11 protein-coding genes and 1 tRNA gene are annotated in these 12,912 nt (G+C 66.7%); 9 read left to right on the top strand and 3 right to left on the bottom strand.

The window, feature by feature from the left end:
• Positions 1 to 97: 97 nt before the first annotated feature.
• Positions 98 to 1,876 carry a signal peptide peptidase SppA gene (sppA, locus tag ACW177_RS13720; protein WP_492026237.1) on the bottom strand — a complete coding sequence of 593 codons (1,779 nt, stop codon included), beginning with the start codon at positions 1,874 to 1,876 and terminating at the stop codon, positions 98 to 100.
• A gap of 220 nt (positions 1,877 to 2,096) precedes the next feature.
• Between sppA and panD the strand changes: the two genes are divergently transcribed.
• Positions 2,097 to 2,453, top strand: coding sequence for an aspartate 1-decarboxylase (gene panD / locus ACW177_RS13715; RefSeq protein ID WP_267515709.1), 357 nt, complete (start codon positions 2,097 to 2,099; stop codon positions 2,451 to 2,453).
• A gap of 71 nt (positions 2,454 to 2,524) precedes the next feature.
• On the opposite strand, the gene ACW177_RS13710 is transcribed toward panD, so the two are convergent.
• The gene (locus ACW177_RS13710) at positions 2,525 to 3,271 is read right to left on the bottom strand and encodes an SIMPL domain-containing protein (protein WP_492026236.1); all 747 of its coding nucleotides are present in this window, start codon (positions 3,269 to 3,271) and stop codon (positions 2,525 to 2,527) included.
• A gap of 222 nt (positions 3,272 to 3,493) precedes the next feature.
• Here ACW177_RS13710 and ACW177_RS13705 point away from each other — a divergent pair.
• A tRNA-Ile gene (locus ACW177_RS13705) sits at positions 3,494 to 3,569 on the top strand.
• A gap of 89 nt (positions 3,570 to 3,658) precedes the next feature.
• Here ACW177_RS13705 and ACW177_RS13700 read toward each other — a convergent pair.
• The gene (locus tag ACW177_RS13700) at positions 3,659 to 4,657 is read right to left on the bottom strand and encodes a DUF2806 domain-containing protein (protein WP_492026235.1); all 999 of its coding nucleotides are present in this window, start codon (positions 4,655 to 4,657) and stop codon (positions 3,659 to 3,661) included.
• A 542-nt stretch (positions 4,658 to 5,199) separates the two neighbouring features.
• Between ACW177_RS13700 and ACW177_RS13695 the strand changes: the two genes are divergently transcribed.
• The 7 genes from ACW177_RS13695 to mraY are packed head-to-tail and all read left to right on the top strand — an operon-like array spanning position 5,200 to position 12,847.
• Positions 5,200 to 5,676, top strand: a complete 477-nt coding sequence (locus ACW177_RS13695) for a division/cell wall cluster transcriptional repressor MraZ (protein ID WP_271163545.1) — start codon at positions 5,200 to 5,202, stop codon at positions 5,674 to 5,676.
• The gene (gene rsmH / locus ACW177_RS13690; protein WP_492026234.1) at positions 5,673 to 6,653 is read left to right on the top strand and encodes a 16S rRNA (cytosine(1402)-N(4))-methyltransferase RsmH; all 981 of its coding nucleotides are present in this window, start codon (positions 5,673 to 5,675) and stop codon (positions 6,651 to 6,653) included. Before ACW177_RS13695 ends, rsmH begins: the two co-directional genes overlap by 4 nt.
• Positions 6,650 to 7,081 (top strand): cell division protein FtsL, encoded by a 432-nt coding sequence (ftsL, locus tag ACW177_RS13685; protein WP_492026233.1) that lies wholly within the window; start codon positions 6,650 to 6,652, stop codon positions 7,079 to 7,081. The genes rsmH and ftsL overlap by 4 nt, the downstream gene beginning before the upstream one ends.
• Positions 7,078 to 8,850: a peptidoglycan D,D-transpeptidase FtsI family protein gene (locus ACW177_RS13680; protein WP_492026232.1), complete on the top strand. Its 1,773-nt coding sequence runs from the start codon at positions 7,078 to 7,080 to the stop codon at positions 8,848 to 8,850. Before ftsL ends, ACW177_RS13680 begins: the two co-directional genes overlap by 4 nt.
• The gene (locus ACW177_RS13675; RefSeq protein WP_492026231.1) at positions 8,847 to 10,304 is read left to right on the top strand and encodes a UDP-N-acetylmuramoyl-L-alanyl-D-glutamate--2,6-diaminopimelate ligase; all 1,458 of its coding nucleotides are present in this window, start codon (positions 8,847 to 8,849) and stop codon (positions 10,302 to 10,304) included. Before ACW177_RS13680 ends, ACW177_RS13675 begins: the two co-directional genes overlap by 4 nt.
• Positions 10,297 to 11,727: a UDP-N-acetylmuramoyl-tripeptide--D-alanyl-D-alanine ligase gene (locus ACW177_RS13670; protein ID WP_492026230.1), complete on the top strand. Its 1,431-nt coding sequence runs from the start codon at positions 10,297 to 10,299 to the stop codon at positions 11,725 to 11,727. Before ACW177_RS13675 ends, ACW177_RS13670 begins: the two co-directional genes overlap by 8 nt.
• A 10-nt stretch (positions 11,728 to 11,737) precedes the next feature.
• Positions 11,738 to 12,847 (top strand): phospho-N-acetylmuramoyl-pentapeptide-transferase, encoded by a 1,110-nt coding sequence (mraY, locus tag ACW177_RS13665; protein ID WP_492026229.1) that lies wholly within the window; start codon positions 11,738 to 11,740, stop codon positions 12,845 to 12,847.
• Positions 12,848 to 12,912 lie beyond the last annotated feature (65 nt).

Below are 12,912 nucleotides of genomic sequence, written 5' to 3'. Positions count from 1 at the left end.
TCCGGAGAACGCCCATCCGTTAATGTCGGTCCATTGGGCCTTGCGGTCAATGGATCGCCCCCTCACGCCTGTGTGCGATGGATCGTCACGCCCATCCTCAGAAGATCGGCTGGTCGGCCAGGACGACCGCGCCTTCGCTGCGCATCCGCTCGCCCTCGATGCGGCGCATGACCGTCTGGGCCTGGGGATCGGCCATGACGCCGCCCAGCATGACCAGGGCCTGGGCCGCCTCGCTCTGGACCCCGAACATCTCGGACAGGGCTTCCCATGGCGACTTCGACTTGGGGAAATGCTTGAAGCGGACGGACTCGCCGGCCGGAATCTTGGCCAGGGCCTTGGCCTTGGCCACCGCCTCGGTCAGGCCGCCCAACTGATCGACCAGGCCCAGGGGCAGAGCCTGAGCCCCGGTCCAGACCCGGCCCTTGGCGATTTCACGCACCCGCGCCGGCTCCAGTTTGCGGCCAGTGGCCACCCGCGTGATGAAGTCGTCGTAGATCCGGTCCATCGAACCGGCGAAGGCGGCGCGCTGCTGGGGTGTAAAGGACTGGGTCGGCGAGAAGGCGTCGGCATACTGACCGCCCACCGTCAGTTCGCGCATGTCCACGCCGAACCGGCCCAGGGCGTCGGCGATCACGAACTTGCCGCCGAACACGCCGATGGAGCCGGTCAGGGTCGAGGGCTGGGCCACGATCCAGTCGGCTTCCGAACTGATCCAGTAGCCGCCCGATGCGGCGTAGGACCCCATGGAGACCACCACCGGCTTGCCGGCGGCCTTGGCCGTGCGCACGGCGGCCAGGATCTGCTCCGAGGCTTCCGGCGAACCGCCCGGCGAGGAGACGCGGAAGACGATAGCCTTCACGGCCTTGTCCTCGATGGCGTCATAAATGGCCTCGGCCGTGTCGTCCGAATGGATCGAGGAGCCCCCGCCGAAGCTGCCGCCGTCGCTGCGGCCTGTCACGATGGCGCCCTCTCCGCCGACGATGGCGATGGCGTTCCTGCCCGAGCCGGTCCGCTCGCCCTTGTCGGAGACGTATTGAGAGAATTCGACGATCTCGGCGCCCTTGCCGGCGCGGCGCTTGATCTCGGCCTCGGCCTCCTCAGCCTGGCCGATCTTGTCGATCAACTTGTTCGACAGGGCCTGTTCGGCTGAATAGGGGCCGGCCTCGATCACGGTCTTCAGTGCGGCCGGGGTCGTCTTGCGGTCCTGGGCGGCGTTGGCCAGGGCGCTGTCATAAAGCGAGGTCATCCAGGCCGTCATGGCCTCGCGGTGCGCCGGGGTATAGTCGCTCTGGGTGTATTCGTTGACGGCGTTCTTGTACTCGTAGCGCTGCTCGAAATCGGCGCGCACCCCGTATTTGTCGAACGCCCGACCCAGGAACAGGCTGTCGGCCGAGAAGCCGGTGGCCTGGAAGCCGGCGGTGTTCTGCATCCACAGCTCGGACGCCGAGGCGCCGACCATATAGGTGGACATTACCGCGCCGGAGGGGGCGAAGCCCTGGCTGTGAGCGATGACCGGCTTGCCCGAGGCGCGGAAGCGGCGGATCGCCTGACGCAGCTCGTCGGCTGTGGCCGGGGTCATGCCGGCTTCCGGCAGGCGGATCAGCACGGCCTTGACGCTGTTGTCCGCTTCAGCCTGGGCCAGACCGTCCACGACCTGAAGCACCGACAGGCCCGAGCCGCTGAAGGCGGCGAACGGATTGCTCGACGGCTGGTCGGTGACGCCGTCCCGCAGATCCAGTTCCAGCACCATGGTCGCGGGCGTCGTGGGCTTGGAGGCGCTGGCGATGGCCACGGTCAGCAGCACCATCGGAATGACGACGACGAACAGGATCAGTCCGGTGAAGACACCCAGAACCGTCAGGAAGAATTGCTTCATGGGAGAAGGCGCGCTCGCAGGGGCCGAAATGGCTCGATTTCACCATAGTGCCGGAACAGTCACCGTCAAATGAACGTCCCGCAACGTCGGCGCGTCGCATCGCCCCGGATCCAGCATGTTGCGGCGGCGCGCCGCGATTGATGCGGCTTGCGGAAATCCCTATATGAGCCGCCAACGAGCGAGGGCCTGTCGCCCCGCGCCATAGACCGGAGACCGCCCCATGCTGGTCACCCTGATGAAGTCCAAGCTGCACCGCGCCACGGTGACCCAGGCCGACCTCGACTACGAGGGCTCGATCGCCATCGACATGGACCTGCTGGACGCGGCGGGCATCTTTCCGCACGAGCAGGTCGATGTGCTGAACATCACCAACGGCGCCCGTTTCACCACCTACGCCATCGAGGCCCCGCGCGGCTCCAAGGTCATCGGCGTCAACGGCGCCGCCGCCCGCCTGGTCCAGAAGAACGACAAGGTGATCGTCGTCACCTACGGCCAACTCCCCCAGGAAGAGGCGCGCCAGTGGACGCCGAACGTCGTGCTGCTGGACGACAACAACGAGATCAAGCGCGCGGCCTGACCCGGGCGTCGTGACGATGCAAAAAAGGCCCGCCGGCGACGGCGGGCCTTTTCTTCGTTGATCAGCGTCGATCAGCGGGCGATGTCGTAGACGCCGGTGATGTCGATCCGGATCGTCAGCTCGCCGGCGGCGACCGGGGTGCTGGCGTCCTCGCGCATCGCCATGGCGCGCACGGCGAACATCGGCTGGGGCTCGGGCGAATAGCCGCCGCCTTCGCTCAGGTTGCGGATGCCGGCCAACTGGACGTTCAGGGCCTGGGCGTACAGCTGGGCCTTGGCTTGCAGGGCCCGAACGGCCATCTGGCGCGCCTGGTTCTCGGCTGCGGTCGGATCCTTCAGGCCGAAGCTGATGCCGTCGATCTGGTTGACCCCGGCGGACACCACGGCGTCGGCGGTGGTTCCGACCTTGCTCAGGTCGTTGATGATCACCGTCACCCGGTTCACGGCCTGATAGCCGCGCAGCTTGGGCGGCTCGTTCTGCACATAGTCATATTGCGCCGACAGGTTCAGGCCCGAGGTCTGGACGTCGCGCTCGGCGATCCCGGCGCGGCGCAGGGCGGCCATGACCTGGGTCATCCGGGTCGCATTGTCGCGCATGGCCTGCTGGGCCGTGGGAGCCTCGGTCTGGACGCCGAAGCTGATGGTGGCCATGTCCGGCGCCGCCTTGACCTCGCCATAGGCTGACAGGTTCAGCGAGGGCGCGGGCTGCATCATCTGCACCGGCTGGACACTCTGGGCCATCGCCGGCGCCGTCGCGCTCAGGGCGACTGCCGCCGTCAGGGCGCTGCCCAGCATCAGGGATTTGAACGCGCTTTTCATGCAGAAGTCTCCGTAGAACGATCCTGACCGACGGGTTCGTCGATCCATGGCCGCAACCTTGGCCTTTTATGCCTGAACCAACGCCCGCGCTTCCATGTCGGTTTCCGTTCATCTTCGTGAAATCGGGGAAACATCCCGAACACAGACGCGCCTCTTGGCAAGCCGCATCCGCGCCTGCTAGGCGGTTCCTCCCGCCGCGCCGCGCATGGTCGCACGTCCTGGGGGCCTGTAGCTCAATGGTTAGAGCCGACCGCTCATAACGGTCTGGTTGGGGGTTCGAGTCCCTCCGGGCCTACCACCTTCTGTCGGGTAGTCTACTTAACCCAATATACCGTGCGATTTGCGCGCGTATGGTTTGACTTATCACGTCCCTCCTCACGCCCGTTCTCAACTTTGCGGTCGAGACCAATAGGTCGCGAGCGGCCCCTGCGCGACTAATTGATCTCCAGTGCGCTTGGCCTCGCAGTGTTGCAGCAACCTTAAACCCGGCAAAGATTTTAGATCTTCAAGCTGCGAGGCTAGCACATTGGCCGGGGATCTTGCTGAGACCAGACCCATAACTTCCTGTCCAAGTGTGGTTAAGAGTGATACTGGAAATTTTACAGGTAAGTCGTTATCAAAATAGGCCACGAGAAGACGTTCAGGGTAGGTAAGTTTCAGCATATTCGATATGGGGATTAGAGGGACGCTCAGGCCTGTGGCAACGATCCCAAAGCTTTCTAAAGTTCTCATCTCTTGCAAGCCAACGCCTCTCGCTTGTTGGCCTAGAGAAACGATATATATGTCGGATAAGACTATCGAAGCATATCTCTCTATGAGAGATGCTAATCTTTGATCCATAAGTGAAAAAAGATGAAGCGAGGCCAAGGAGAAGCGACCTGGTTGGCGCACCTCTCCCGCTAATATTCGCGCAAATAGGGATCGCATCTCATCGGAGGACGCATTGCTGGCAGCGTCTGTAAAACGATTGATAAAATCGTCCGAGACCGGCTTGTCAGCAGTCGACGGATCGTTTTGCAATTCTATTGCCGCTTGTGTTCCAACAGCTTCAAGATTTTCTTGCTCTCGAATGGCCTTGCCAAGCCAGCGCAACGATGCCCTGTCTACAATTGCCTGATCGCGAGGGGCCGCTGCTGCAATATGGGTTGCCAGCGCGTCGTTAATGGTAGTCCGTGCTGCCTGGTCCCCTTCGATAGCTTTTGCTTTTGCTCGAAGCCACGCCTCGGGAATGCTTGCTGCTCCAGCAATCACTTGGCTTATGGCTTGTGCGCCATGCTTGCCAATTATTAGAGCAAGCGCGCCGTCCTTCGCGAGGGCTTCCAGTACCTCGGAGACGCCGGCAACCTTCACAGTGATTGCCGCGCCCGATTGCGCCTCTTTGGTCATTCGATCCCTGCGCGAAAATTGAAGATACTTCAGGTAGCGTGGACGCCGCTATTTGGAAACGGAAACTTGGCCTTGGGCTTTGCATCTAGCCTAGCAGGCATGCGAGTGCTGTGATGCTGAAGGCGGGAAGTAGTTGGTCCGGGGCGGCTGGTTAGAATCCATGTTCGCGTGCCCTGGACGCCCTTCGGCTCTCCCTCCGGGCCTGCCACCTTCATCGGCGCCGCGCCGATCCTGGCGCTTATCCCCGACTTACGATGTTCGGCAGGGCCCGGCAGCGGCCATGGCCGTTAATCCCTCGTCCAGATCTGTAAGCCAGCATGGCCCACAGCCTGTGAATACTTGTGATGTTCTGTGTATGTTCTGGGCGATAGGTCGTGGTTAGCCCGCCACAGGTCAAGACATGGTTAAGTATCGTTATCAATCCCATTGAGACCCATTTCGTCCCATGCTATCCCAATCGCATGAGTTGGGCTGAGAGGACGGACGCGGCGGGCGTTCGTCAGGGCATCTAGGGGCGAGCCGAAGGGTTCGATTGGCAGGGCGTGTTTCTCTCGACCTACGAGAAACAGTTGGACGGCAAGCGCCGTCTCTTGATCCCCAACGATTTCCGCACGGCCGAAAACGGCGCCGCCGGCGGCGTGTTCATCTTTCCCTCCATCGAGGCGGATTGTCTGGAAGCGGGCGGCGACCGCCTGTTCGCCGTCTATGCCGAGATGATCGAGTCCCTGCCGTTCGGCTCCGAAGAACGTTCGGCGCTGGAGTGGCAGGTGATGGGCGAGCAGGTGCGTCTGGCCTATGATTCCGGCGGCCGCATCACCCTGCCGGAAGGTCTGTGCGCCGAGGCGGGGCTGGAGGACACGGTCGTCATCGTCGGCCTGAACGACCGGTTCCAGATCTGGTCGCGCGAGAAATGGGCGGCCCGTCGCGCCGAGCAGCGCGCCCTGGCCAAGGCCGGCATGGCCCAGATCGGCGCCCTGAAACTGGCGGCCCAGATGAAGCTGGCGGGGGGCGGATCGTGACCGACGCCCCCCGCAATGCATCCCACGCTCCCGTCCTGTTGGCCGAGGTGATCGAGGCGTTGAGTCCCGGTCCCGGCGATGTCGTGATCGACGCCACCTTCGGCGCCGGCGGCTATACCCGCGCCATTCTGTCGACCGGCGCCGAGGTGATTGGCCTGGATCGCGATCCGACGGTTCAGCCGCACGCCGATGGTGTCGCCGCCGACTATCCCGACCGGTTCCAGCTGGTGCGGACGCCCTTCTCGGGTCTGGCCCAGGCCTTCGCCGACAGCGGCAAGGCGAAGCTGGACGGCGCAGTGTTCGATATCGGCGTCTCGTCGATGCAGCTGGATCAGGCCGAGCGCGGCTTTTCCTTCATGCGCGACGGGCCGCTGGACATGCGGATGTCTGATGAAGGCGACGCAGCCGCCGACATCGTCAACACCTGGGACCACGGTCCCCTGGCCCATATCTTCAAACTGTACGGCGAAGAGCGTCAGTCGGGCCGCGTCGCGACGGCCATCCTGCGCCGCCGCGTCGAGCGGCCCTTCACCCGCACCCTGGATCTGGCCGAGGTGGTCGAGAAGGCCTTGGGCGGACGTCGCGGCGCGCCGATCCATCCGGCGACGCGCGTCTTTCAGGCCTTGCGCATCGCGGTGAACGACGAACTGGGCGAACTGGAGCGCGGGCTTGAGGCGGCCGAGGCGACCCTGGCGCCGGGCGGCCGTCTAGCGGTGGTCACCTTCCATTCGCTGGAAGACCGGATCGTCAAGGCCTTCCTGACCGAGCGGACCGGCAATACGCCGGCGGGATCGCGCCACGCCCCCATCGCCATCGATCCGCGCAAGCCCAGTTTCACGCTTCAGTTCAAGGGCGCGCGCGAGGCGGGCGACGAGGAGCGTTCGGTCAATCCGCGCGCCCGTTCGGCCAAGCTGCGCGCCGCGATCCGCACCGAGGCGCCGGCCTGGGTCTCGTCCTCGGGGAGGGCTGCGGCATGACCACGGCGCCCTTCTTCGATTATTCGCGCACCGCCTTGCAGCGCCTGTTCGACTGGAAGGTCCGCGGCGTGCGCTGGATCGAGATCATCGGCGTGGCCCTGGTCGCGGTGATGATCGTGTCAGTCTATGCCGCCAAGGCGACAGCGGCGCGCGAAAGCAGCCGCATCGCCCAGCTGGAACAGGATATTCGCGAAAACGGTCAGCGGGTCCGCCTGCTGCGCGCCGAGGTCGCCCGGCTGGAGCAGCCGGCGCGGCTGGAAAACCTGTCGCGACAAATTGGCCTGGCCCCGGTCGAGATTCATCGTCAGGCCGAGGAGGCTCAGCTTCCCCAGTTGAAGGCTGCGCCTGTCGCGACCCCGGCCGCGCCTGCCGTGGTACAGGCGATTCCCGCCGAGGTCGCCGCCGCTGCGCCGGAGACGGTGCAATGAGCGTTCAGGACCATCGCTATCACCGGCCCGCGCCCGGCGTGGACCTTCAGGGACGGTTGTCGCCGTTCTGGCGGGGCCTGTCGGAACTGATCTGGCGTCTGGAGCATGGGTTCGAGCGCGCTCGCGCGGACGCCCGGCCGGAAGAAGATACGCGCGTTCGCATCTTCCTTATCATGATCGTCTTCTCCTGCGTCTTCGCCGGTTTGGCTATCGGCGCCTCCTACAAGGCTTTGTTCGGCGAGGCGGGCGGGCGCTGGGCCGGCGCCAATCCGAACGCCCTGGTTCGTGGCGACCTGACCGATCGCAACGGCGAGCTGCTGGCGACCAACATCGTCCACTATGGCTTGTATCTCGATCCGGCCGAGATCTGGGATCGCGACCTGGCCTTCCGTCAGCTGCGCCGCGCCCTGCCGCGCCTGCCGGCGGCGCGGCTGCACAAGGTGCTGGACGGGGATCGTCGCCTGATCGTGCTGACCGGACTGACGCCCCAGGAAAAGGCGGCGGTTCACGATCTGGCTCTGGGCGGGGTGACGTTCGAGCCCGAGGATCGCCGCGCCTATCCGCTGGGAACCTCGGCCGTCCACCTGATCGGCGACGCCGACACGGGCGGGCAGGGGATCGCCGGCGCCGAACTGGCCTTCAACGACGAGATCCGAGCGGCCGGCCAGCGGGGCGAGAGCTTCCCTCTGTCCATCGACCTGCGGGTCCAGGGCGTGCTGGAAAACGAACTGGCCGCCGCCGCGATCAAGAACCAGGCCAAGGGCGCCGTCGGCATCGTCACCGACGTCCAGACCGGCGAGGTCCTGGGCATGGCCAGCTGGCCCAACTTCAGCCAGACCGACCGCAGGGGCGCGCCGGATGGGGCGACGCTGAACCGCGCCGTCTCGGGCCACTACGAAATGGGCTCGGTGTTCAAGACCTTCACCGTCGCCGCAGGGCTCGACACCGGTCGGGCCGACATGAGCACCCTGTTCGACGCCTCCGAAGCCTTCCAGATCGGCGACCGCAAGATCAAGGACTTCCACGCCCAGAACCGGGTGATGACCCTGGAAGAAGTCTATCTGCACTCGTCCAACATCGGCACCTCGCAGCTGGCGGTGCAGATGGGGCCGGACACGATGCGGGACTATTTCCGTCGTCTGGGCCTGCTGGACGCCGCCGGGATCGAGCTGAAGGAATCGGCGCGCCCGGTCCTGCCGCGTCGCTGGGACAACTCGACCCTGGCCTCCCTGTCCTTCGGCTACGGCATCATGATCACCCCGGCCCAGATGGTGCAGGCCATGGGCGCCCTGACCAACGGCGGGCGGATGGTGCCCCTGTCGCTGCGTCGGGGCGGCGCGCGGGGCGCCAAACCCCAGCAGATCGTCACCGAGGAAACCTCGCGCGCCGTTCTGGAGCTGATGCGCGCCAATGTCGTCCGGGGCTCGGGCGGTTTCGCCGACGCGCCGGGCCTGCGCGTCGGGGGCAAGACGGGTTCGGCCAACAAGCTGGTCAACGGCCGCTATGATCCCAGCCACGCGCTGGGGTCCTTCGCCGCCGTCTTCCCGGTGGACGGGCCGCTGAACGGCAAGCGCTACGCCGTCTTCATCCTGATGGACGAGCCGGGGACCTATCCCAAGACCGGCGCCTATGTGGCCGCGCCCGCCGTGCGCAACATCGCCGACCGGATCGCCGGCTTCCTGGGCGTCGAGCGCCGCGCCGACCGCTGGCGCACGGCCACCGGCGAGAAGATCCCGCAATATCAGGACGTGCAGGGGGACGGCCTGTGAGCGCGCTTCACCTGTCCGATTTGCTGCGCCGCGACGTGGCGTCCGACCCGATCATCACCGGCGTGACCTCAGACAGCCGCAAGGTCGCCCCGGGCGCCCTGTTCGTCGCCCTGCCGGGCACGGCCGCCGACGGCCGCGCCTTCATTCCCCAGGCCCTGGCCCAGGGGGCGGCCGCCGTTCTGGCGCCGACCGATACGCCGGACAGCGCCGCGCCGGTGCTGGTGACCTCAGGCGACGTGCGCCGGGCCTACGCCATCGCCGCGCGCGGCTTCTATGGCGTCCAGCCCAAGACCTGCGTGGCGGTGACGGGCACCAACGGCAAGACCTCGGTCGCCGCCTTCTGCCGCCAGATCTGGGCCGGCCTGGGCCACAAGTCGGCCAGCATGGGCACCCTGGGCGTCGTCGGCCAGAAGGGCGACAAGATCTACGCCCTGACCGGCCCCGGCCTGACCAGCCCCGACGCCGCCGAGGCCGCCCGCCTGATGGCCGAGCTGGCCGCCAAGGACGTGACCCATGTGGCGGTCGAGGCCTCGTCCCACGGCATCGACCAGCGGCGTCTGGACGGGGTGGCGCTGAAGGCGGCGGCCTTCACCAACCTGACCCAGGACCACCTCGATTATCACGGCACGATGGAGGACTATCGCGCCGCCAAGCTTCGTTTGTTCGAAGCCCTGCTGCCGCGCGGCCGGACGGCCGTGCTGAACGCCGATTCCGACGCCTATTCCGCCTTCGCTTCGGCCTCGATCATGGCCGGGCTGGGCGTGATGGGGGTGGGCGAGCGCGGGCGCGACCTCGCCCTGATCGGCCGCCAGGCGACGCCGGAGGGGCAGCGCCTGACCCTGGACGTGCGCGGCGATGTTCGCGACATCCTGCTGCCCCTGGCCGGCGCCTTCCAGGCGTCGAACGCCCTGGTGGCGGCGGGACTGTGCATCGCGGCGGGCGACCGGCCTGACGCGGTGATCAGCGCCCTGGAAAGCCTGACCGGCGCGCAAGGCCGCCTGCAACGGATCGGCGCCGAGACGGGACGCGGCGAGGTCTATGTCGACTACGCCCATACGCCGGACGGGCTGGAGACGGTGCTGAGCGCCCTGCGGCCCCACGCGACCGGCCGTCTGATCGTGGTCTTCGGCGCCGGCGGCGACCGGGATCGCGGCAAGCGGCCCCTGATGGGCGAGATCGCGGGCCGTCTGGCCGACGTCGCCATCGTCACCGACGACAATCCCCGTAGCGAAGATCCCGCCTCGATCCGCGCCCAGGTCCGCGCCGGCTGCCCTGACGCGCTGGAGATCGGCGACCGTCGCGCGGCCATCGAGGCGGCGATCGAAATGATGCGCGACGGGGATGTGGTGGTCGTCGCCGGAAAAGGGCATGAACAGGGCCAGATCGTCGGCGGGGTCACTCATCCGTTCGACGACGCCACTGTCGCGTCCGAGGCCCTGTCGTTGAATGCCTGATACATCCGCCCGCCCGCTCTGGACGGCCGCCGAAGTCGCCGCCGCCACGGGTGGCGTGCTGCACGGCGAAGACCGCCCGATCACCGGCCTGACCTACAACAGTCGCGAGATCGCCCCCGGCGACCTGTTCCTGGCCCTGAAGGGCGCACGCGACGGGCATGAGTTCGCCGCTTCCGCCTTCGCCGCCGGCGCCGCGACCGCGTTGGTCGACCACGCCGTCGAGGGCGGCGCCTATGTGGTCGTGCCGGACACTCTGCACGGGCTGGAAGCCCTGGGCGTCGCCGCTCGCGACCGCGCGCCTCATGTGAAGCGCGGCGCCGTCACCGGCAGCGTCGGCAAGACCAGCGTGACCCAGGCGATCAAGGCCGGGCTGGATCTCGCCGGACCCGCCCACGCCTCGATCAAGAGCTACAATAACCATATCGGCGTGCCCCTGACCCTGGCGCGGATGCCGGTCGAGACCCGGCGCGCCGTGTTCGAGATCGGCATGAACGCCCCGGGCGAGATCGCGCCCCTGTCGAAGTTCGTCGCGCCCCATGCGGCCTGCGTCACCACGGTCGGCCCGGTCCATATCGAAGCCTTCGCCGACGGCGAGGCGGGGGTGGCGCGCGAAAAGGCCGCCATCTTCCAGGGCCTGGTCCCCGGCGGGACGGCGGTGGCCAATGGCGACGTCGCCTTCTCAGGCCTGCTGTGCGACGCGGCCAGGGCGGTCGGGGCGCGGCTGGCCACCTTCGGGACCGATCCGGGCCATGACGCCCGGCTGCTGGACTTCCGCCCGGACGCCGAGGGGGCGACCGTCGCCGCCGAACTGTTCGGCAAGCCGCTGGAGTATCGCCTGGCCCAGTCCGGCGCCCACTGGGGGCTGAATAGCCTGTGCGTTCTCCTGATGCTGGATGCCCTCGACGTCGAACTGGAGACGGGGCTTCAGGCCCTGGCCAGGTTCCAGCCTCTGGCGGGGCGGGGCCAGACCCGCACCGTCGCCATCCCCGGCGGCGCCTTCACACTGATCGACGAGAGCTACAACGCCAATCCCCTGTCGATGACCGCCGGCTTCCGCAGCCTGGGCGCCCGCCCCACGACCGGCCGCCGCATCGTGGTCCTGACCGACATGCTGGAGCTGGGCGACCAGAGCCGCGCCCTGCACGAAGGCCTGGCCCAGCCCATCGAGGCCGCCGGCCTGGACCTGGTCCATGCGGCGGGCCCCGAGATGCGGCGCCTGTACGACGCCCTGCCGGCCGCACGACGCGGCCTGTGGCGCGAAACCGCCGCCGAACTCGCCGTCGAGGCGTCCACGCTGGCGGCGGCCGGAGATATCGTCATGGTCAAGGGATCGAACGGATCCAAGGCGTCCCTGATCGCCAAGGCCCTGGCCGATCTGCAAACCGCCCCTTCAAGCCCTGACACGCCGCTCGCGACCCGATAGAGACCCCCGCATGTTCTATCTTCTGTATCTCTATTACGCCGACGTCGCGCACCAGTACCCGCTGCTGAACCTGATCCAGTATCAGACCGTCCGCGCGGCCCTGGCCCTGGCCACGGCGGCCATCGTTGCGGCGGCCATGGGCAGTCGCTTCATCAACTGGATCCGCACCAAACAGGGCAAGGGCCAGCCGATCCGCGACGACGGCCCTGTGTCCCACCTGTCCAAGGTCGGCACCCCCACCATGGGCGGGCTGATGATCCTGGCCGGCATCGGGGTCGCTGTCTTCCTGTGGGGCGACCTGACCAACCCCTATATCTGGATCGTCTCGGGCGTGACGGCGGCCTTCGGCGTGCTGGGCTTCATCGACGACTACGCCAAGGTGACGAAACAGACCTCGGCCGGGCTGACGTCGAAACAGAAGCTGGCGGCCCAGACGGTGGTGGCCGTGATCGCCGGGGTTCTGACCGTGCTGTGGATGAAGGCCTCGCCGACCTCGCCGGGGCTTGAGACCTCGATCGCCTTCCCCTTCTTCAAGGCGGTGCTGCTGAATATCGGCTGGTTCTATGTGGCCTTCGCCGCCTTCACCATCGTCGGCTTCTCCAACGCCGTGAACCTGACCGATGGGCTGGACGGGCTGGCGACGGTGCCGGTGATGATGGCGGCGGGCGCGTTCGGCCTGATCGCCTATCTGGCCGGCAACTTCGTCTTCTCCCAGTATCTGCAGATCCACCATGTGCCCGGTTCGGGTGAACTGGCCATCTTCTGCGCCGCCATGATCGGCGGGGGCGCGGGCTTCCTCTGGTACAACGCCCCCCCGGCCAAGATCTTCATGGGCGACACCGGGTCGCTGGCCCTGGGCGGCGCCCTGGGCGCCATCGCCGTCACGACCAAGCACGAACTGGTGCTGGGCATCGTCGGTGGCCTGTTCGTGATGGAGGCCGCCTCGGTCATGATCCAGGTCGGCTATTACAAGCTGACCAAGAAGCGCATCTTCCTGATGGCGCCGATCCACCACCATTTCGAGAAGATGGGCTGGCCGGAATCGACCGTGGTCATCCGCTTCTGGATCATCGCCGGAGCGCTGGCTCTGCTCGGCCTGTCCACGCTGAAGCTGAGATGAGCGGCGCCCTTTCTCTTTCGTCATCCCAGGGCTTGTCCCTGGGATCCCTACTCCCGGTGTCGGCC

The organism is Brevundimonas sp. AVps23W (genome assembly GCF_058681395.1).
Note: the sequence above shows the minus strand (reverse complement) of the source record. Positions and strands in the feature narration are given on the sequence as shown.

Excerpts from the sequence above, each read along its gene's own strand:
- ACW177_RS13680 (WP_492026232.1), top strand. The coding sequence starts at position 7,078 with ATGAGCGTTCAGGACCATCGCTATCACCGGCCCGCGCCCGGCGTGGAC.
- mraY (WP_492026229.1), top strand. The coding sequence starts at position 11,738 with ATGTTCTATCTTCTGTATCTCTATTACGCCGACGTCGCGCACCAGTAC.
- panD (WP_267515709.1), top strand. The coding sequence starts at position 2,097 with ATGCTGGTCACCCTGATGAAGTCCAAGCTGCACCGCGCCACGGTGACC.
- ACW177_RS13670 (WP_492026230.1), top strand. The coding sequence starts at position 10,297 with ATGCCTGATACATCCGCCCGCCCGCTCTGGACGGCCGCCGAAGTCGCC.
- ftsL (WP_492026233.1), top strand. The coding sequence starts at position 6,650 with ATGACCACGGCGCCCTTCTTCGATTATTCGCGCACCGCCTTGCAGCGC.
- ACW177_RS13710 (WP_492026236.1), bottom strand. The coding sequence starts at position 3,271 with ATGAAAAGCGCGTTCAAATCCCTGATGCTGGGCAGCGCCCTGACGGCG.
- ACW177_RS13700 (WP_492026235.1), bottom strand. The coding sequence starts at position 4,657 with ATGACCAAAGAGGCGCAATCGGGCGCGGCAATCACTGTGAAGGTTGCC.
- sppA (WP_492026237.1), bottom strand. The coding sequence starts at position 1,876 with ATGAAGCAATTCTTCCTGACGGTTCTGGGTGTCTTCACCGGACTGATC.